The sequence below is a fragment of the Aureimonas fodinaquatilis genome (assembly GCF_008369445.1).
Classification (GTDB): Bacteria; Pseudomonadota; Alphaproteobacteria; order Rhizobiales; family Rhizobiaceae; genus Aureimonas; species Aureimonas fodinaquatilis.
In genome coordinates this window covers 352,778-371,489 of the sequence record NZ_VTWH01000002.1, presented here as the reverse complement: position 1 = coordinate 371,489, position 18,712 = coordinate 352,778, and the positions used below count along the sequence as shown (strand labels likewise).

21 protein-coding genes are annotated in these 18,712 nt (G+C 54.2%); 17 read left to right on the top strand and 4 right to left on the bottom strand.

Annotated features, from left to right (window positions below; all coding sequences use genetic code 11):
• Positions 1–21 precede the first annotated feature (21 nt).
• The 10 genes from FPY71_RS07885 (at position 22) to FPY71_RS07840 (ending at position 9,350) form a co-directional block, all read left to right on the top strand.
• On the top strand, positions 22–1,122 hold the full coding sequence (locus tag FPY71_RS07885; protein ID WP_246160193.1) for an ABC transporter substrate-binding protein: 1,101 nt from the start codon (positions 22–24) through the stop codon (positions 1,120–1,122).
• Between the two features lie 154 nt (positions 1,123–1,276).
• Complete coding sequence (locus FPY71_RS07880; protein ID WP_246160192.1) at positions 1,277–2,158, top strand: ABC transporter permease; 882 nt, start codon at positions 1,277–1,279, stop codon at positions 2,156–2,158.
• On the top strand, positions 2,155–2,943 hold the full coding sequence (locus tag FPY71_RS07875) for an ABC transporter permease (RefSeq protein WP_149299387.1): 789 nt from the start codon (positions 2,155–2,157) through the stop codon (positions 2,941–2,943). Before FPY71_RS07880 ends, FPY71_RS07875 begins: the two co-directional genes overlap by 4 nt.
• The gene (locus tag FPY71_RS07870; protein WP_149299385.1) at positions 2,940–4,001 is read left to right on the top strand and encodes an ABC transporter ATP-binding protein; all 1,062 of its coding nucleotides are present in this window, start codon (positions 2,940–2,942) and stop codon (positions 3,999–4,001) included. Before FPY71_RS07875 ends, FPY71_RS07870 begins: the two co-directional genes overlap by 4 nt.
• 30 nt (positions 4,002–4,031) lie before the next feature.
• Entirely contained in the window at positions 4,032–4,889 is an 858-nt protein-coding gene (locus FPY71_RS07865; protein ID WP_149299383.1) for an aldo/keto reductase, read from the top strand.
• Positions 4,890–5,026: 137 nt separating this feature from the next.
• Positions 5,027–6,007, top strand: coding sequence for an aldo/keto reductase (locus tag FPY71_RS07860; RefSeq protein ID WP_149299381.1), 981 nt, complete (start codon positions 5,027–5,029; stop codon positions 6,005–6,007).
• Positions 6,008–6,024: 17 nt separating this feature from the next.
• Positions 6,025–6,786: an SDR family oxidoreductase gene (locus tag FPY71_RS07855; protein ID WP_149299380.1), complete on the top strand. Its 762-nt coding sequence runs from the start codon at positions 6,025–6,027 to the stop codon at positions 6,784–6,786.
• A gap of 5 nt (positions 6,787–6,791) precedes the next feature.
• Positions 6,792–8,273 carry a flavin-containing monooxygenase gene (locus tag FPY71_RS07850; RefSeq protein ID WP_149299378.1) on the top strand — a complete coding sequence of 494 codons (1,482 nt, stop codon included), beginning with the start codon at positions 6,792–6,794 and terminating at the stop codon, positions 8,271–8,273.
• Positions 8,270–8,773, top strand: a complete 504-nt coding sequence (locus FPY71_RS07845) for a CMD domain-containing protein (RefSeq protein WP_149299376.1) — start codon at positions 8,270–8,272, stop codon at positions 8,771–8,773. Before FPY71_RS07850 ends, FPY71_RS07845 begins: the two co-directional genes overlap by 4 nt.
• A gap of 1 nt (position 8,774) precedes the next feature.
• On the top strand, positions 8,775–9,350 hold the full coding sequence (locus FPY71_RS07840) for a peroxidase-related enzyme (protein ID WP_149299374.1): 576 nt from the start codon (positions 8,775–8,777) through the stop codon (positions 9,348–9,350).
• A gap of 73 nt (positions 9,351–9,423) precedes the next feature.
• Here FPY71_RS07840 and FPY71_RS07835 read toward each other — a convergent pair whose 3' ends face one another.
• Both FPY71_RS07835 and FPY71_RS07830 read right to left on the bottom strand, forming a co-directional pair.
• Positions 9,424–9,993: a two pore domain potassium channel family protein gene (locus FPY71_RS07835; RefSeq protein WP_188052268.1), complete on the bottom strand. Its 570-nt coding sequence runs from the start codon at positions 9,991–9,993 to the stop codon at positions 9,424–9,426.
• A gap of 57 nt (positions 9,994–10,050) precedes the next feature.
• The gene (locus FPY71_RS07830; RefSeq protein ID WP_149299371.1) at positions 10,051–10,596 is read right to left on the bottom strand and encodes a YaeQ family protein; all 546 of its coding nucleotides are present in this window, start codon (positions 10,594–10,596) and stop codon (positions 10,051–10,053) included.
• 20 nt (positions 10,597–10,616) lie between these two features.
• Here FPY71_RS07830 and FPY71_RS07825 point away from each other — a divergent pair, with 20 nt between their 5' ends.
• Positions 10,617–11,012 (top strand): hypothetical protein, encoded by a 396-nt coding sequence (locus tag FPY71_RS07825; protein WP_149299369.1) that lies wholly within the window; start codon positions 10,617–10,619, stop codon positions 11,010–11,012.
• Here FPY71_RS07825 and FPY71_RS07820 read toward each other — a convergent pair.
• Both FPY71_RS07820 and FPY71_RS07815 read right to left on the bottom strand, forming a co-directional pair.
• Positions 10,981–11,832 (bottom strand): M48 family metalloprotease, encoded by an 852-nt coding sequence (locus FPY71_RS07820; protein ID WP_210246262.1) that lies wholly within the window; start codon positions 11,830–11,832, stop codon positions 10,981–10,983. The two genes, FPY71_RS07825 and FPY71_RS07820, sit on opposite strands and share 32 nt — an antisense overlap.
• 211 nt (positions 11,833–12,043) lie before the next feature.
• Entirely contained in the window at positions 12,044–12,739 is a 696-nt protein-coding gene (locus tag FPY71_RS07815) for a TetR/AcrR family transcriptional regulator (protein WP_149299367.1), read from the bottom strand.
• A gap of 134 nt (positions 12,740–12,873) precedes the next feature.
• Between FPY71_RS07815 and kce the strand changes: the two genes are divergently transcribed.
• From kce to FPY71_RS07785, 6 genes are all read left to right on the top strand, one after another.
• Positions 12,874–13,806 (top strand): 3,5-dioxohexanoate:acetyl-CoA acetone transferase, encoded by a 933-nt coding sequence (kce, locus tag FPY71_RS07810; protein ID WP_149299365.1) that lies wholly within the window; start codon positions 12,874–12,876, stop codon positions 13,804–13,806.
• A 96-nt stretch (positions 13,807–13,902) separates the two neighbouring features.
• The gene (locus FPY71_RS07805; protein ID WP_149299363.1) at positions 13,903–15,177 is read left to right on the top strand and encodes an amino acid ABC transporter substrate-binding protein; all 1,275 of its coding nucleotides are present in this window, start codon (positions 13,903–13,905) and stop codon (positions 15,175–15,177) included.
• A gap of 177 nt (positions 15,178–15,354) precedes the next feature.
• A complete protein-coding gene (locus tag FPY71_RS07800) occupies positions 15,355–16,230 on the top strand; it encodes a branched-chain amino acid ABC transporter permease (RefSeq protein ID WP_149299361.1) in 876 nt (291 codons plus the stop codon).
• Positions 16,227–17,216: a branched-chain amino acid ABC transporter permease gene (locus FPY71_RS07795; RefSeq protein ID WP_149299359.1), complete on the top strand. Its 990-nt coding sequence runs from the start codon at positions 16,227–16,229 to the stop codon at positions 17,214–17,216. The genes FPY71_RS07800 and FPY71_RS07795 overlap by 4 nt, the downstream gene beginning before the upstream one ends.
• Positions 17,213–17,962, top strand: coding sequence for an ABC transporter ATP-binding protein (locus FPY71_RS07790; protein WP_149299357.1), 750 nt, complete (start codon positions 17,213–17,215; stop codon positions 17,960–17,962). Before FPY71_RS07795 ends, FPY71_RS07790 begins: the two co-directional genes overlap by 4 nt.
• A complete protein-coding gene (locus FPY71_RS07785; protein ID WP_246160191.1) occupies positions 17,952–18,686 on the top strand; it encodes an ABC transporter ATP-binding protein in 735 nt (244 codons plus the stop codon). The genes FPY71_RS07790 and FPY71_RS07785 overlap by 11 nt, the downstream gene beginning before the upstream one ends.
• The last annotated feature ends 26 nt before the right edge of the window (positions 18,687–18,712 follow it).

The window sequence follows — 18,712 nt, the reverse complement described above, 5'->3', positions numbered from 1 at the left end:
AGGATGATGATGATGAAGCAAATGCCATTCACTCGCAGACGATTCCTCAAAACGGCGGGTGCAGCCGCCGGCGCCCTGGCTACCCCCTATGTCATGCGCAGTTCTGCCTTTGCCCAGAGCAATGTGGTGAACGTTTGGACCTATGCAAACTTTTTGCCACAAAGCTTTATAGACCAGTTTCAGCGCGACACGGGCGTGCAGATCCGCATTCGACTGGTTGACGACCAGGGAGCCCAGTTCAATCTCATGGCTGCTGAAGCGCCCAATCCCAGCGCTGATCTTGTGACCATTGCCAGTCATCGCTTCAAGCAGTTTGTCAGCTCCGATCTTTTGGCGCCGCTGGATACGGAGAAGCTTATACACTGGCAGAACGTTAATCCGGTTTTTCGCGAAAGCGACTGGATTTCAATGGATGGCAACAAATGGGGCATGCCCATTCTGACCGGCGCGGATGCGCTTTGCTACAACACGGAAATGGTTTCTGACGAGGAAGCCGATAGCTGGATGATCATGTTTGACCCGAAGTTCAAGGGGCAGGTGACCTATGAGATCCAGGGATTTTTCTCCAGCCTGATCCTGGCCATGGGCAATGACGGCAACATGGTTGAATATCTTGGAAACGAGGAAAAAGCGCGTGAAGTTGTCAATGCGGCCCGCGACATGATGATCGAGCATAAGGACATGGTGCGCAAATATGTGACCTCCGGTCCGGAGTCACAACAGATGTTCATCAATCAGGAAGTTGTGGCCGCACAAGCCTGGTCCGGACCTTTCGCCAAGATGATTATGGAAGGCTTTCCGCTGGATGTGAACATTCCAAAGGAAGGCGGCTACGGCTTTGTTTACAACCTCAACCTTGCCAACAATTCGCCCAATGCTGAAAATGCCTACAAACTGCTGGATGCCATTCTGGCATCACCTGAGGTTGGTACCGAAATGGTGCGGGCATCTGGCTTTGCTTCCACCATCGATGGCGCGGACGAGGCTCTAAGTGATCTGGAGAAGCGCGCCATTGCTTTCAGCCCGCGTGATCTGGAACGGCTGATCTTCATCAGCAGTGAGGCCAATGATCTGAAGTGGCCATTGATTGATGCCGCGGTTGAGCAGGTTAAAGCGGCCTGAATTCCACGAGGTTCAGTCTGCCGGTTTTTGCATTTTCATACAGCGCAGAAACCGGCAGCCGCCACCGCCACTTTCGAAATCAGCTTTTTTGCATATTTGCCGAATTGCTCCAGAACGGGCTGAACGGATGCCGCCTTCCTCATTATGGGAAAAATTGATCGACTTGCTGTCAGCCACGCCATTACGGCGTGCACTGGTGATCGGCAGCCTGCCGATGATCTGGATTCTTGCGATGAATGTCGCGCCTATTGTTGAAATGGTGCGCATCAGCTTCTTGAGCAGCTATCCGCCAACCGTAGGCAAGCAAGCCGTGTGGACCCTTGCTTCATGGAGAGTGTTTTTCGGTGACCCGATCTACATTTATCAATTCTTTCGCACCTTGACCTTTGCCATGGTTGTCACAGGCATAACGTTGATGATCACCTATCCCGTTGCCTACTACGTTGCCAAGGTGGTGCGGCCTGAGCGGCAGTTGCGCTTCATGCTGGTTCTGCTGGTACCATTCTGGGTGGGTGAGATTGTGCGCACATACGCGATCATGATCCTTCTGGGAAACCGTGGTTTCATCAATATGCTGCTGATCTGGCTGGGCATCATCGATCAGCCTCTTTCACTGATCTACTCCAATTTTTCCGTGGGATTTGGCGTTATCTACCTGACATCGCTCTATATGATGATGCCCCTTTATGCTGCTTTGGAGCGTATTCCCACATCACAACTGGAAGCCGCCGCGGACCTTGGCGCAGGGCCATTGACCCGTTTCTGGAAAATCATACTGCCACAGTCGCGTTCAGGAATTTCCTCCGGCTGCGTGCTCGTGTTCCTGATCTCGATCGGCATTTACGCTACGCCCGTTCTTCTGGGCGGCTCGCGCACAACAATGTTCGCTGAAACCATTGCCGGCTTCTTCATGTACGCTGGCGACACTTGGCCAATCGGAGCCGCATTTTCCGGCATCATGCTGGTCGGCGCAATGGTGGTTTGTGGAATATTCATGCGCCTTGTCGGCGGCAAGGAAGGGAGTATCCTGCGATGAGAAAACTCTCCTCCCGTCTTTTGGCATCGAGTTACTGGACCTTCATACTTTATCTCAGCCTGCCATTGGCAATGATGATTCTGATGAGTTTCAAGGACAGCCGCTTCATAGGCTTTCCCATCAATGCCTGGACAACAGATTGGTATCTGCAGGTTTTCCGTGATGGGCAAATGATGCGCTCTATGGCCTACACAACATTTATTGCTGTTGTATCCATGGTGCTGACATTGCTGATTTCCATTTGGACTGCGATGTTTATGGGGCCATTTCGCTTCCGTGGAAAAATGCTGGTTTTCGCGCTGTTGTGTCTTCCTGCGGTCATGCCCGGGATCATCTCGGCTATTTCGCTGCGCATATTCATACGCAGTATCGGCATGGAGCCCGGTGTGGTGGCCCTGATCATGGGGCAGGTTATTCACAATGTGCCATTTGCCACTCTGATGCTGCTTGCGCGTCTGGGGTCGCTGCCCACCAGTCAGATAGAGGCAGCACGCGATCTGGGGTCTTCGGCCTGGGACGCCTTTCGCCGGATCACCATTCCCTATCTTACCCCGGCTATATTTGGCGCAGCCACCTTCTGCATGCTTCTAAGTTATGACGATTTTGTCCGGGCCTTCTTCCTTGGCGGATATGAGCCGACACTGATGGTGCTGCTTTTTGCCAAGCTGCGCGCGGGCATGTCACCTGAAATCAACGCAATATCCACCATCGTTCTGGTTCTTACCGCAGTGGTTGGAATTTGGGCAGAACGCGCCTCGCGCAGAAACAAAGGAACAGCCCGATGAGCCAGGCCATTGTCAAGTTCGAAGGCGTTAACAAGGCATATGGCGCGATGATGGTCGTAAAAGACCTCAATCTCGAAATCGCGTCAGGACAATTTGTAACCCTGCTCGGGCCATCCGGCTGCGGCAAGTCTACAACCCTGCGCATGCTGGGCGGTTTTGAGGATGTCAGCGGTGGTCGCATTCTGGTCGAGGGGTTGGACGTAACGCGGCTGGCGCCGGAAAAGCGCAACACGAACATGGTGTTTCAGGATTATGCGTTGTTTCCGCATATGACTGTACGGCAAAATATAGCTTTCGGCCTGGAGCGAAAGCGCTGGTCAAAGGCGCATGTTACAGAACGTGTGAACCAGTTGCTGGATATGCTGCGCATCAGCCAGTTTGCTGATCGGCGTCCGGATGCACTTTCGGGCGGACAGCGACAGCGTGTGGCCTTGGGCCGTGCATTGGCGCCCGACCCGGCCGTTGTGTTGCTGGATGAGCCATTGGCCGCACTGGATGCCAAACTGCGAGCGGATGTGCAGGTCGAGTTAAAGAACCTGCAACAGCAGACCGGCAAAACCTTCATCTTCGTAACCCATGATCAGGACGAAGCTCTGACAATGAGCGACCGGATACTGGTTATGCGTGACGGGCGAATTGAGCAGGACGGAACGCCACGCGAAATTTACGAAAAGCCCGTCTCTCGCTTTGTTGCAGAATTTGTTGGCGAAACAAATCTGCTGGAAGGGCGCGTTGAAACCACTGCCGAAGGTCGAGTGCTGCGGTGGCACGGCGTGGCGATACCGCTGAATGTCGGGGTTGCTTCAGGCACTGATGGCACAGTTTCCATTCGTCCGGAAAATTTGCGTGTGGCCACCAGTGATATGGCTGCAATATTTGAGGGCGAGGTGACCAGCGTCATTTATCGCGGAGACCATCAGTTGATCTCTCTGAACGCCGGCAATTGTGGCGGCGCTATCAATCTGCGGCTGAACAGCAAGCACCGTGTGTCAGTTACAGGTGAGCATTTGCGGTTGGTTTGCACTCCCGATGATGTCGTTTGGCTAGGCGCCGCCTGACACCCACTCTGTTTTGCAAAGGAATAAGTCATGAAACTTCAATCCGTAAAGGACTGCTTCATGCTGGCGAATGGCGTCGGCATCCCCTGTGTGGGTTTCGGCACCTGGAAAATTCCAGATGGCGCGGAAACCGAAGCAGCTGTCGGGCATGCGTTGGCTGCAGGGTACCGCCATATTGATACGGCATCCGCCTATCGCAATGAAACCGGTGTTGGCCGTGCGGTGCGCGAAAGCGGCATTGAACGGGATCAAATTTTTATAACCAGCAAGTTGCGCAATCCCGAGCACGGCTATGACAACGCCATTGAGGCTTTTGGCCGAACCATGGACAATCTGAAGCTGGATTATCTGGACATGTATATGGTGCATTGGCCCATTGCCAAACCGCATCGCGACCGTTGGCAGGAAGACGTCATCGAAACCTGGCGCTTTTTCGAAGAACAATATCAAAAAGGCACTGTTCGGGTGCTGGGTGTGTGCAATTTTCTGCCGCACCATTTGAAGCCGTTGCTGGCTGCCTGCGAAGTGCGACCGATGGTCGACCAGATCGAAATTCACCCAAGTTTTCTACAGGATGAAGCTGTTGCTTTCTGCAAGGCAGAGGGAATTCAGGTTGAAGCCTGGGGCCCGTTTGCCAATGGCAAACTGTTTGAGGTTGCTGACATTCAAGAGATCGCCCGCGACAAGCAACGCACTGTTTCTCAGGTGACCTTACGCTGGTTGTTGCAGAAAGACGTGTTGCCACTTCCAAAAACCACAACGCCTGCACGCATTATCGAAAACACTCAGCTCTTTGATTTCGACCTGACGGACGATGAAATGCGAAGGATTGATGCGATCCAGGGCTGCGGCAATTCCGGCCTGTTCCCCGATACGGTCGATTTTTAGGTCGCTTCGGGTGTGTCTGGTCGCATTGTCTTGCCGTTGAAACGTCACCGTTTCAACGAGAAATGCTTCGTAACTGGCCGCATTGTCTTGCCGTTGAAACGTCACCGTTTCAACGAGAAATGCTTTGAGGAGGCGATATGCAAACGCGTAAACTTGGCTCCAGCCTTACGGTGCCATCCATTGGACTTGGCTGCATGGGCATGTCCGGCACTTACGGCGTGGTGGACGCTGATGAGGCCGCCGCCACATTGCGCCATGCTATCGATATCGGAGTGACCTTTCTCGATACAGCCGACAGCTATGGCTCTGGCCAGAATGAAAGCTTTATAGGAGAGGTGATCAAAGGCCATCGTGAGAAGTTGGTGATCGCTACCAAATTCGGCAGCGTTCGCTACGCTGACGGCGGGCGCGGTGTCTGTGGCACGCCGGACTATGTCCGCAGTGCTTGTGAAGCCAGCCTGAAACGGCTGGGCACTGACCATGTTGACCTTTATTACCAGCATCGGGTCGATGCTACAGTGCCGATTGAGGAGACCGTCGGAGCAATGGCCGAACTGGTGGCCCAGGGCAAGGTGCGATACCTGGGACTGTCCGAGGCGGGAGCAGCAACAATTCGCCGGGCGCATGCGGTTCACCCGATTGCGGCTTTGCAGACGGAATACTCGCTCTGGAGCCGCGACATCGAAACAAACATCATTCCGACTCTTCGAGAGCTGGGTATCGGACTGGTGCCATACAGTCCATTGGGTCGCGGTTTTCTTGCGGGCAATGTCGCTGCAGCGGCCGAATTGGAGGAAGGCGACAGCCGCAGAAACTATCCGCGCTTCGCTGCTGAAAATTATGATCAGAATCTCGCCTTGGCCAATACAGTTCGGCAACTTGCGCAAACGCGCGGAGTAACCGCCGGGCAGATGGCTCTGGCATGGGTTCTGGCACAAGGGCATGATGTTGTGCCCATCCCTGGCACCAAGCGGCGAAAATATCTGGATGAAAATGCCGCTGCGGCCAGCATTGCCCTGACAGAGGATGAGCTCGCGACAATGTCCAAAGCATTCAAACCGGATGCGGTGGCTGGCGCGCGCTATCCTGAAGCCTTGCTCAAAGCAACTGGCATTTGAACAGCGGGAGGCGGGCGATGAGCGTGGTGGATACTTTCCGGCTCGACGGCAAAAGAGCACTGGTGACCGGCTGCAGCCGTGGAATTGGGGCGGCGATGGCTACTGCGCTGGCCGACGCCGGAGCCGATATCATCGGGGTCAGTGCATCACTGAAATCCGACAGTCCTATTGAAAGAGCTGTTCGTAGTGTCGGGCGTCAATTCACCGGCTATGCAGTGGATTTTTCCCGGCGAGAGGCCGTCGTTGCCTTTGCCGAGGCTATGGAGCGCGAGCAGATAGACATACTGGTGAACAACGGGGGCACAATCCGCCGCGCACCGGCAGCCCGTCATTCGCTGGAAGATTGGGACGCTATCCTGGAAGTGAATCTGAACGCCCAGTTTGTGCTCACACAGGCAATCGGTCGGGGAATGCTGGAACGCAGGTCTGGCAAAGTCATCTTCACCGCATCCCTGTTGTCTTTCCAGGGCGGTATCAATGTGCCCGCCTATGCGGCCAGCAAAGGAGCCATTGCTCAATTGACCAAATCGCTGGCCAATGAATGGGCAGAGCGCGGCGTCAACGTGAATGCCATTGCGCCGGGCTACATTGCTACCGACAACACTGCTGCGTTGCAGGCAGATGCTGCGCGTTCTGCCTTGATTGTTGGCCGCATTCCTGCCGGCCGATGGGGAAAACCGGAAGACTTTGCTGGCCCGGTTGTCTTTCTTGCCTCTTCCGCCTCTGACTACGTAAGTGGTTCAGTCATGCTCGTTGATGGCGGCTGGATGGGGCGTTGAAGACCATGGCGAACCTTCAGACGGACGTGAAAAATCAAGGTCTGCAACAGTTGGAAGCACGCCTGCAAGACGATCTTGCATGCCTGAACTATCCCGCACCCAATTGGGTGCCGTCGAGAACGACAAATTCGGGACAAAATGTCAGCGATGTCACCATCGTTGGCAGCGGAATGTGCGGCCTTGTTGCATGGTTCGCCTTGCGTCAAAGCGGCGTTACCAACATCCGAATTCTCGATCGCGCAGCGTCAGGGCAGGAGGGGCCTTGGGTAACCTATGCCCGAATGGAGACCTTGCGATCTCCTAAAACGCTGATTGGCCCAGCTTTCGGCATTGCAAGCTTGACATTTCGGGCATGGTTTACCGCCCAGTTTGGTCGTGAAGCCTGGGATGAGCTGTATCGCATACCGCGGCGGCAGTGGATGGACTACCTGCGCTGGTACCGCAAGGTACTGGACATCGCGGTCGAAAACGGAACAGAACTGACATCTGTTCTGCAGCGACCAGACGGCTATCTGGAGTTGGAAATCAATGGTGGTTGCCGTGCGCCGATCATCACCCGCAAACTGGTGCTCGCAACCGGCCGGGAAGGGATGGGCGATGCCAGTCTGCCGAGCTTTATCAAGTCTATAACCCGCCATCTGCATTGGGCTCATTCGTCTGACCCGGTCGACTTTTCGGCCTTGCGCGGCAAGCGAGTGGTTGTGATAGGTATCGGTGCATCCGCGGTGGACAATGCCGCTGAAGCACTTGAGGCTGGAGCTGGAGAAGTTCGGCTTCTGGCGCGGCGTGCTGAAATGCCGCAAATTAACAAGCTGATGGGTGTCGGCTCTTACGGAATGACCGCTGGCTATGCAGAAATGCCCGCAGAATGGCGCTGGCGATTCAGCCATTATGCTGCGTGCCAGCAAACGCCGGCACCGCACAATTCAACTTTGCGAGTGAGCCGACACAAGAACGCGTTCTTTCATTTCAACTGTGACATCGCCTCGGTGGTGGAACGCGATGGTGAAATTGTCCTGGAGACCCGCAGTGGGCGCAGTTTCACCACAGATTTCGTTCTTCTGGGAACGGGTTTCACGGTTGATCCGAAATTGCGACCGGAATTGCGGTTTGTCGCCAGTCACATTGCGTGCTGGGAGGACAGGTTTACCCCGCGGGAAACTGAGCAGAACCGCGAACAGGGGCGCTATCCCTGGCTGAATGACGACTTCTCGTTTGTCGAACGAGACATGGGCAAAGCGCCATGGTTAGCCGACATACATTGCTTCAATTATGCGTCTGCAATGAGCCTCGGCAAGGTCAGTGGTGACATCCCCGCTATCAGTGAAGGCGCAAAATGGCTGGCACGCAGCATCAGCGCGCAGCTTTTCAACCGCGACATTCAGCAGCATTGGGACGCTCTGCAAGCCTATTCTCTGCCCGAACTTGACGGATCGGAGTGGACAGATGCTGACGCCTGCCTGGAGATGAAGGAGAACACTGTATGAGTGATCGTGTGCCGGACGTGATCAATGCGGCCCTTGATGCCCGACCCGGCTCGGAACTGGCGCGGCTGCGCAATCAGCGGCCAAAGCTGAAAGAAATGACCCAGGCAAATTATCTTGCTGTCATGCGGCCGGAAAACCCGCGCAATTTTTCCTTTGCACTTCGAGCTGCGCTTGCAACCCGCATGGCGCGTTTGTGGAAGTGTGAAGGCCTTGCCGAACAATATGAATCAGTGATGGATGATGAAGACCCAGGCGCAGCTGAGCTGGCACTTGCGGATCCGGCCTGGTGGCCAGATAAATCCGACGGCTGGTTCTTTGCGGTCTTGCGGCATGTCGATCTGGTGACACGTTTACCCAAGGACACAACAGAGGCCGATATTGCGGCGCTTTACTCTGCAGGGCTGGATGACCGGGACATTGTGACACTGACCGGGCTGATTGCATTCGTGAACTATCAAATTTTAGTAGTGGCGGGCTTGAGCGCGCTGAAAAGAGGTTGAAATGAGCCAGCATGTTGTTGATTTCACCCTGGACGAGTTGGATTGGCATCCGCGTGTCCGCCCGATCATACTGGAAGGCGCAACCGCCGAACAGCGCGATGCGATGAAAATCACGCCCTCAGCCACTCAGGTTTCAGACTACATTCTGGTGCTGGCTCAGGAAGCGCCGATGCTGAATGCCCGCAGCCCGCTGTTCAACGAAATCATGTATGGCAAGGATGGTCTGTCCCGGGGCGGTCGGGAAATGGGAGCGCTTGCCGCCTCCATTGTGAACGAATGCATTTTCTGCGCAAGCGTGCACGCGCGCAGACATGTGCAGTTGGAGAAGCGGAGTGACGTGATTGAGACCATTTTGCGCGACAAGCTCGATGCTGACTTACATGGCCTGGACCGCGCGCTGTTTGACTTTTCTGTGGCGCTGACACGCAAGACGGATGACCCGGCAGGCCTGCCCGTCGCGGCATTGAGAAATGCAGGTCTGGATGATCTGGAAATTCTGGATCTTGTCCATTCGATTGCAGTGTTTGGCTGGGCGAACCGCCTGATGCACACGCTGGGTGAACCCAGACGAAAATAATGGCCGGCCATGTGCAACAGCGCCCACAGCGTTAGGAATATAGCGGTTTTGCCCGGCGCTGAACGACAGGAAATCACTCGGCTTCGTGTGATTTCTGCCGCTTTTTTTCGCCGGTTCGTGATTTGGCCTCTGCCTCCCTTTCGCCGATGATGACCATCACAAGGCTGACAAGAAAGGCAAGATGAAGGTTGCCAAACAGGGAAAGCGTTGCGCTGGCAAAGCGCGACCAGCCAGGGCAGGGCAAAAAATCCCCGTAACCCAAAGTGGTGAATGTGACGGAAGCCAGGTAGAGCGCGTCATTCATTGTGGATAGCCCGGCTTTGCAGGCGGTACCCAAAGTCGTGTATCCGAAAAAATGGAAAATGCCTGCACCGCTGACAACGGCTGCCACCATGGACAGGGCAATGTCGCGCGCCAGCCGTCCATATGTGATGCCGGCTTCAAATCTCCGTCGCATCAGCAAAGTGCGGATCGTGTTGGCGAAGAACAGTAACACGAATATGTATATGGCAATGCTCAGAGGTTGAAGAATGTACAGCGGCGGTTCGCCGGTCATCTCAGCAAGCTGCATAAGCCCGAACGTCACGGCTATGATTAACGAGAAACCGTAGCCGTTGATGTTCTTCAGTTTCTTCAGAGTCATTTTTTTCAAATACATGAGGTGTCTAGGCTTTTAGTGATCGGTCCGGGGTGCGCTGCCTTAAGCAGCATTCTTCCATTTAACGGGATTAACATAAATGATTGCATCATCAACACTGACCATCACTTCTTCATCCTGAATATTGACCTGGATCTTCATTGTGCGGCTGGCCTGTTGAGCCAGATCCCTGGTGTCTTGCTCGGACAGGTTCACCACACGCAGGTTGTTCAGACGAGTTGTGGTGCTTCTGGTGTTTTCCCACCACATCTCCGCCGTTCGCCCGCCATAGCAATAGACAATCACCTCATCAGCTCTGCTGCAGGACTGACGCACAGTCTTTTCGCTTGGCAGACCCAGCAAAACCCAAAGATCAATTTCGCCACTCAGACTTTTCTTCCAGATATCCGGTTCATCGTCAGTTGAAAGACCCCTGGTCATTTCCAGTTGAGCGTTGGCATTCAGCGCAAAAGCTAAAATGCGCACCATAAGCCGTTCATCCGTCTCTGACGGGTGTTTGGCGACGGTCAGCTTATGGGTCTCGTAGTAATGGCGATCCATATCGGCAACGGAAAGCTCAACTTTATAAATGGTGGCTTTCTGCGCCATGATGTCTACCCTGAATATCGATGACTGGAATGCTTAGTGCGCATACTGCATTTATAAAAGCAAAAAGCCGCCGCACGCGCTCTATGACGCGGCTTATCATCGGCAAAAATACGGATTCCCACGATGCGGTTCGGCATCTGAAACTTATTCTTGCTTTAACAGATGAAAAATGGACCGCAAAAAGCACCGTTTGCGGTCATAGATTCTCAGGGAAAATACTCGACCGCGCGACGGTGCCATTCAGCCGCTGGCACCGGAAAATATCGCAACCGCCGATTTGGCATATCGTTATGCTTAGAGAAATTTTGCCAATCAAATCGACAAACAGGCTGTGCTTGTCAGGACCGCCTTTTGTGATGCTGCGCCCTGAAGGCCGATTGCAATTTATGGTGTTTGCCGAGACGGTTTCTCTCTGACCAGACCCTGTTTTTGGCTGATTTGCTGTTGCGTGGCCAATACAATGGCCACTCGGCGTTCATCTGACGGGTGAGTTCCCCAAAATGATAAACTTGTACCACTTACCGAACGGGAGTCTTCCGGGCGGGCAAAAAACGCAGCGCCGATTTTGGGGTTATACCCTGCAGCGGCAGCAATGCGAGCACCAAGCATGTCGCTTTCAAGTTCATAGGTCTGTGAATACGCTTGGTCGCCCATTGCCATTCCCGCGTCGATATTCCGATCCATCTCGGCTTGGCTGGCGTACGAGTAGGCTGTCTGTGATTGCGCCTGAACGTAAGCCGTTGCAGCACCCAATATAATTGCACCGGCAATTCGTTGCTGCTTTTGCTTTTCAATATGCCGTCCAATCAGATGACCGTATTCGTGTCCTAGGACAAACGCCAATTCATCATCATTTTTGGTGGTCTGAACGAAGGACTGAGTGACAATAATTCTGGGTTGCTCATCGTCATAGTAAAAGAATGCATTGCGTTCTTGCAGGGTGCGGTCATAAACGATGGTCGCATTGCAATCTTTGAGGGAATTTGCCGCGGATTCCTGCTTGCACAACTCTGTGGCAACGGGACCGACCCGGTCTTTCACGCGATGAAATCGACTTTCCGCAGCTTCCGGTGAAACCATTTGCGAATGAGGGGCCGACTTCGCCTCAGCAAACAGCTTTTGAGCGTCCGCCTTGTTATTTTCGGTAATGGTCGGCAGTTCGTAAGTGGTTCCGCACGCCGCAAGGGATAGCAGCATCCCAAACGTCAAAGCTGTCCTTGCAACTGAAATCAACACGACGCCACCCCATTTTCATACATTTATCCTATAAAGAAATGATTCGATTTGATTAGGCAATACGTCGTCGTGTTCGGCAGCAGGGTTTTACAGATTAATTTTCTCAATTAACTCAGTATACGATTTCTCTATTCTGATTGGTTAGATATTATACTTAAATGGAATACTAATTTTGTATTCTATGCTTCAGTTTAGCTGAATTGCCAAAGGTCTAGGTTTTGCGATCTGGCTGAAACTCATGCAGAAAATTGGCCACGAGGCGCGATACCAGCGCCGCCTTGTCGTCAATGACTGGCAAACGGTGAATATATTTGCGGATCATGAAATAGATGAATGTGGAGTGCAGGTGCCATGCCAGCTCCATCTCCATCGGGTCAATCTGACCGGTTTCCTCGAGCCCACGATAAACACGAAGCTCACGGGCAATGATTTCCAGCAATTTGCTGACGTGGCTTTGAATATAGCGCGCAATGATGTCGTGTCCGGCAAGGCTGGCATATAGCGAAACACGAATCCAGTGGTACTCATCTATCGTGTCAAAATAGGAATTGTAAAAGCGCTTGAGCCGCTCTGGAAATGGCTCTGTCCGATCCCGCAGCACCAGTTCCCAGCTCAATGACCAGCGTTGCAGAAAGACACGCTGGTAAACCTGCTCCACCAGATTCTGCTTTGTGCCAAAGTAGCGGAAAATAAGGCCCTGAGAGACGCCGATTCGGTCTGCCAGATCTTTTGTCTGTGCCCCAAAGCCATGCTCGGCAAAAAATTCCACCGCGGCGTCCAAAATCATACGCTCCCGCACACTCGGGTCCAGCCTCGTTCGAGCCGCGGGGCGTTTGGCGTGCGGGGTGGTATTTGCCACCTGTACGCTGTTTTCAGCCGCTTTAGCGCTGCTCGTCTTTTTCGGCAAGGTCGTCTCCGACGAACTGTTCCAATGTCTGGATCATTTACCTTCGTATCACCCTATTGACAATCCAATCAATATGTAATGAGTTTTGGCTCAATAAGGCAAAAAAACACAACCTGCCATATAGGGAGAGAGACTTGGCTCAAGCTCGCAAAGTCATCATTACGTGCGCCGTAACGGGTGCAATTCACACGCCAACCATGTCGCCGCATCTGCCAATCACGCCAGACGAAATCGTGGCGGAGGCATTGGCCGCGGCTGAAGCCGGCGCTGCCATTCTGCACTTGCATGCCCGTAATCCGGAAAACGGACGGCCCGATCAACGGCCAGAAGCTTTCAAGCCGTTTCTGTCACGCATCAAGCAGGCAACCAACGCGGTTATCAACATCACGTCCGGCGGCAGCCCGTATATGAAAGTTGAAGAGCGGGTTCTTCCTGCCGCGACTTTCAAACCGGAAGTCGCTTCACTGAACATGGGCTCGATCAATTTCGGCCTGTATCACCTGTTGGATAAGTACAAGGATTTCAAGTTCGATTGGGAACGTGAACATCTGGAAAACACCCGCGATCTGGTGTTCAGAAACACTTTCAAGGACATCGAATACATTCTGAGCACCTGCTACGACAACGGCACGCGCTTTGAGTTTGAGTGCTACGACATCGCCCATCTCTACAACCTGGCGCACTTCATGGACCGCGGCCTGGTCAAGGGGCCACTGTTTGTCCAGTCCGTATTCGGGCTTCTGGGCGGCATTGGCCCGCACCCGGAAGACGTCATGCACATGAAGCGCACCTGTGACCGCCTGTTCGGCGACCAGTATCGCTGGTCGGTGCTTGGGGCAGGGCGCAACCAGTTGCCAATCGCCGCAATGGCCGCAGCAATGGGCAGCAACATTCGCGTCGGGCTGGAAGATTCACTTTGGGCAGGACCAGGCAAACTTGCCAGTTCCAACGCTGATCAGGTGCATCTGGCACGCAAGATTATTGAGGGCTTGGGTCTGGAAGTTGCAACCCCGGATGAGGCACGCGAGATTCTGGATCTGAAGGGTGCTGACAGAACAAATATCTGAAATCCTGTGACTGATACTGCCCGGGGGGATCAAATCCGGGCAGCAACTCTCTGAAAAATAAGCACAATTTAAAGAAGGCTTTCTGGAGGAAATGCAATGGGAGTTCTTAATCGTCTAACGCGTCGCGCAATGCTGGGGCTTATGGCTGTTGGTCTGGCAACAACAAGCCTGCCTGCTTTTGCACAAAGCGCAGAGCCACCAATCCGCATCGGCATGGGCATCGCCATGTCAGGCGGTCTGGCTGCGTTTGGTAAATCTGCGCTGCTGGCCATGCAAATCTGGGCGGAAGATCAGAACGCCAAGGGTGGTCTCCTGGGCCGTCAGATTGAACTGGTTTATTATGATGACCAGTCAAACCCTTCGGTCGTTCCAGGCATCTACGCCAAGCTGATTGATGTGGACAAGGTTGATCTGGTCATTTCGGGCTATGCCACCAACCAGATCGTGGCTGCCATGCCAACTGTCATGCAGAAGAAGAAGGTGTTTATGACACTCTTCGGCCTGGCTGCGAACGATAAGTTCAATTACGACCGCTATTTCCAGATGCAGCCTAACGGCCCGGATGCACAGGCGGAATTTTCCAGAGGCTTCATCGAAGCTGCATTGTCCATGGACCCCAAGCCCGAGACCATTGCGCTGGTTGGCGGTGACGCGGAATTTCCTGCAATTGCCTTGGCTGGCGCACGTGAAAATGCCGAAAAAGCAGGCCTGAAAATCGTTTACGATCGCACGTATCCGCCGCAAACCATTGAATTTGCGTCGGTTGTTCGTGCAATCAAGTCCACAAACCCCGATGTAGTCTTTGTTGCGTCCTATCCACCGGATTCGGCTGGTATGGTGCGCGCTGTGCGTGAGGTCGGGCTGGACAATGTAAAACTGTTCGGCGGCGGCATGATCGGCCTGCAGTCGGCAGCTCTCAAAAGCCAGCTCGGCGCCTCGCTGAATGGCGTGGTCTCCTACGACCTGTATGCACCTGAACCAACAATGAAGTTCCCGGGCGTTGAGGAATTCCTGGTTCGCTATCGCGAGCAGGCAACTCCACAGGGTATTGATCCTCTGGGCTTCTATATTGCTCCTCTGGCTTATGCCGAGCTGCAGATCCTCGGTCAGGCAGTGGAAGAAACCCAGTCGCTCGACGATGAGAAACTGGCCGAATACATTCGCAGCACAGAGTTCAAGACAATTGGTGGTGACATCAGTTTCGGTGAACGCGGCGAATGGGCCCAGCCACGCATTCTCTGGGTTCAGTATCAGGGTGTTTCCGGCAACAGCATTGAACAGTTCATGGAACCTGGTCGTCAGGTCATTCTCTATCCTGACCAGTTCAAATCCGGTGAGCTGAAATATCCATTCAGCGAAGCCTCGAAGTAAGGCCCATGGCGCGAGTTTGCGGAGCGCGCAGATGTGCGGTCCGCAAATACCGTCAGTTGTTTTCACAAGCCTGATGATGAAAGGCGGCGGCAATAGCTGCATGTGCCATCTGATAATCAGATCTCATGCCGAACCGCCCCTTTTCACAGGCGCCCTATTTCGCGACAGGGGATATTCATGGACTTCAGTTGGGATCTACTGCTGAATGCGGTGGCGTCCGGCATCATGCTCGGTGGCTTTTATGCTGCTGTGGCTGTCGGCATCACGATTGCCTTCGGCATGCTCGATATTGTCAATATCGCGCATCCGGCATTCATTATTCTCGGGTCATTCCTGGCCTATCTCTCCATCAACAGCATGGGGGTTGACCCGTTTTTCGCAGCGATGCTGTTTGCGGTTCTCGGCTTTTTCTTCGGTCGCTACTTCTACCGCGCCTATTACCATTTCTTCGAAAAACGCGGTGATGACTCCCTTCAGGGGCTGGCCTTTTTCTTCGGCATCATGTTCATCGTTGAAATCAGCCTGGTGCTGATCTTCGGTGTGGACTACCGGTTGATCGATCTTCCCTACCTCGCCAAAACCTATGAAATCGGCTTTGTGCAAATTCCGCTGCGTCTTGCCGCACCGGCAGTTGTTGGCGTGTTGATGGTGCTGGCAATCCAGCTTTACCTCTCCAAGACGTTCACCGGCAGGGCAATACAGGCCGTGGCGCAGGATCTGGAAGCGGTGCGTTTTGTCGGGGCAAACCCGATCAAAACCAAGGAAATTGCTTTTGGTATCGCTGTTGGAACGGCAATCATTGCCGGTATGCTGCTGATTGTCATTCAGTCGGTGGAACCGTCCATCGGGCGTGAATTCATTGGCCGGGCATTCGCAATCTGCGTTCTTGGTGGCATGGCCAGCCTTCCCGGCACATTGGTTGCCGCCATGATCCTTGGAGTTGCTGAAACCCTGACATCAACCTTTCTGGGGCCATCATGGTCGCCGGCAGTCGCCTTCGGCCTGCTGTTGCTGACACTCGCGTTCCGTCCAGCAGGGATTTTTGGCCGATGAGCAGCACCTACACCTCACACCCGGCGGCAAAGCGTGTTTTGCCAAAGGCTTTCAGCCTGCCAATCCTGCTGTTCGGCGTGGCGCTTGTTGCCGTGGAACTGCTGATTGGCACACAGGTCAGCGAGTATTACTTTCTCGCTGCCTACGTCATCCTGCAATATGTCGTGCTTTCCACAGGCTGGAACATTCTTGGCGGCTATGCGGGTTACGTCAACTTTGGCACCGCAGGCTTTTTTGCTCTGGGCTGCTACACCACCATTGCGCTGAACAACATTCTTCCAATGCCGCTGCCACTCAGCATTCTGGCAGCGGGGGTTGTGACCGGCCTTCTGGGCCTTGGCACCGGTTATCTGACATTGCGCCTGCGCGGGGTGTTCTTTTCCATTGCCACACTGGCTTTGGCGGTCGTGCTGCAAACGCTGATCGTCAACTGGAGCTTTGTGGGCGGCGCGCGCGGAGCCTATGTTCTTCGCCCGGATGCCATGTGGCCCTTTGCCAGCTATGTGCACTACCTTCTGGTGCTGATGACCATTCTGGCCGTGGCCGCGGTTCTGGTGGCCGTTGCTATCGAACGGTCGTGGATTGGAATGGGCCTTGCCGCCATTCGTGATGATGAAGTGGCCGCTGAAGCCAGCGGTGTGCCGAGCCTGCGACTGAAACTGACGGCTACAACCATCAGCGGTGCCATTCTTGGCATGGCCGGTGCTCCATTTCCGTATCTGATCACTTATGTCGATCCGCCGTCCGCCTTCAGCCTTGCGCTGGCGGTTAACGCGATTGCCATGCCGTTGATTGGTGGAACTGCAGTCTGGTGGGGACCTGTGATCGGCGCGATCCTGCTTGGAACAACGCAACAGGTTCTGACTGTCACCATTTCTTCCGCAGCCAACCTGCTCATCGTCGGCGTTGTGCTGGTGGTCTTTGTCACTGTGGCGCCTACCGGCATTGTCGGAATGGTGCGGCGTTTTCGGAAAGGGCGGTCATGAGGCTGGTTTCACCACATCAACAAGTCGGCCAGCCGATCCTGCAGGCCAAGGGTGTAACGAAGCGTTTCGGTGGCTTTACAGCACTCGACTCCGTGGATTTCACCGTGGCACCGGGCGAACGTGTCGGGCTTATTGGTCCAAACGGCTCCGGCAAAAGCACCTGCGTCAACTGCCTGACTGGGGCACTGACACCGGAAGAAGGCACTATTACCTTTCAGGGACAGGACATAACCAAACTCGCTGCCTGGCAGCGGGCGCGAATGGGCCTGGTGCGGAGTTTCCAAATTCCGCGCCCGTTCAACAAGCTGAGCCTGATGGAAAACGTGCAGGTGCCGCTTCGGTTTGCGCTTGCAGAGGCGCCGCCGGAGGGCAGTGCCAACAGAGCAATGGAAATTCTGGCCAGCATTGGTCTGGACAGCAAGGCGGACTGGAGCCCGAAGGACCTCAGTCAGGTGGAACTGCGCAAGCTGGAGTTGGGGCGTGCCCTGGCTGCAAGCCCCAGGCTCCTGATCGCCGACGAGTCCATGGCCGGACTTTCCGACAGCGAAGTCGACGAAATTGTCGAACTGCTGGAAAGACTGAATGCCGACGGCATCGCCATCATCCTGATTGAGCACATCATGCGCGCCGTTATGCGGTTTTCACAACGGATCGTTGTGCTCGTGGCTGGCAAGAAAATAGCCGATGGCAATCCGCATGAGGTTATGCGGCACGAAGACGTGGAAAGGGCTTATCTTGGGCAATAGCATCACGATCAAAGGCCTTCATGCGGGCTATGGCGCAGTCAAGGTTCTTTCAGGCATTGATCTGGAGGTACGGTCGGGCGAAACAGTGGCATTGCTTGGCACCAATGGTAACGGCAAAAGCACGCTCATCAAATGTGTGATGGGGCAGGTGCGGCCTACGCAAGGCACGGTTCACGCCACAATCGAAGGTGTCGAACATGACCTTTCGCGCCTTTCAACTGAAGACATTGTTGGCCTGGGCATTGCTCTCGTGCCGGAAGGCAGGCGGCTTTTTCCCAAGCTGACAGTGGAAGAAAACCTTCTTCTCGGTTCATTCCGCGCTGCTGCGCGTGCAAAGCGGCATGAAAGCCTGGCCTTCTGTTACGAAGCCTTTCCGAGGCTGAAAGAGCGGCGGACCCAACTTGCCGGTTCAATGAGTGGTGGTGAACAGCAGATGCTGGCCATTGGCCGGGCTTTGATGACATTGCCAAAAATTCTGCTGGTGGATGAACCTTCGGTTGGTCTGGCGCCAATTCTGGTGGCGCGCACCATCGACACCATTGCCGAGATGAAGCAGCGGCTTGGGCTGACGGTTCTGATGGCAGAGCAAAACTTTCCGCAGGCCATTCGAATTGCCGATCGCGGCTATGTGCTGGTGCACGGCCATATTGAGCTTTCGGCAGATGATCCGCAGTCGCTTCGCGATAGCGACATTGTGCGCAAGCTCTATCTGGGCGGCGACTGAAAACATAATAAGACAAGAGGAAATGC

Bases quoted from the DNA above. Each gene is read 5' to 3' on its own strand.
- FPY71_RS07840 (WP_149299374.1), top strand. From the start codon at position 8,775: ATGAGCCAGCATGTTGTTGATTTCACCCTGGACGAGTTGGATTGGCAT.
- FPY71_RS07800 (WP_149299361.1), top strand. From the start codon at position 15,355: ATGGACTTCAGTTGGGATCTACTGCTGAATGCGGTGGCGTCCGGCATC.
- FPY71_RS07850 (WP_149299378.1), top strand. From the start codon at position 6,792: ATGGCGAACCTTCAGACGGACGTGAAAAATCAAGGTCTGCAACAGTTG.
- FPY71_RS07855 (WP_149299380.1), top strand. From the start codon at position 6,025: ATGAGCGTGGTGGATACTTTCCGGCTCGACGGCAAAAGAGCACTGGTG.
- FPY71_RS07865 (WP_149299383.1), top strand. From the start codon at position 4,032: ATGAAACTTCAATCCGTAAAGGACTGCTTCATGCTGGCGAATGGCGTC.
- FPY71_RS07825 (WP_149299369.1), top strand. From the start codon at position 10,617: ATGACTGGAATGCTTAGTGCGCATACTGCATTTATAAAAGCAAAAAGC.
- FPY71_RS07870 (WP_149299385.1), top strand. From the start codon at position 2,940: ATGAGCCAGGCCATTGTCAAGTTCGAAGGCGTTAACAAGGCATATGGC.
- FPY71_RS07795 (WP_149299359.1), top strand. From the start codon at position 16,227: ATGAGCAGCACCTACACCTCACACCCGGCGGCAAAGCGTGTTTTGCCA.
- FPY71_RS07875 (WP_149299387.1), top strand. From the start codon at position 2,155: ATGAGAAAACTCTCCTCCCGTCTTTTGGCATCGAGTTACTGGACCTTC.
- FPY71_RS07835 (WP_188052268.1), bottom strand. From the start codon at position 9,993: ATGACTCTGAAGAAACTGAAGAACATCAACGGCTACGGTTTCTCGTTA.
- FPY71_RS07845 (WP_149299376.1), top strand. From the start codon at position 8,270: ATGAGTGATCGTGTGCCGGACGTGATCAATGCGGCCCTTGATGCCCGA.
- FPY71_RS07860 (WP_149299381.1), top strand. From the start codon at position 5,027: ATGCAAACGCGTAAACTTGGCTCCAGCCTTACGGTGCCATCCATTGGA.
- FPY71_RS07790 (WP_149299357.1), top strand. From the start codon at position 17,213: ATGAGGCTGGTTTCACCACATCAACAAGTCGGCCAGCCGATCCTGCAG.
- FPY71_RS07830 (WP_149299371.1), bottom strand. From the start codon at position 10,596: ATGGCGCAGAAAGCCACCATTTATAAAGTTGAGCTTTCCGTTGCCGAT.
- FPY71_RS07805 (WP_149299363.1), top strand. From the start codon at position 13,903: ATGGGAGTTCTTAATCGTCTAACGCGTCGCGCAATGCTGGGGCTTATG.
- FPY71_RS07885 (WP_246160193.1), top strand. From the start codon at position 22: ATGCCATTCACTCGCAGACGATTCCTCAAAACGGCGGGTGCAGCCGCC.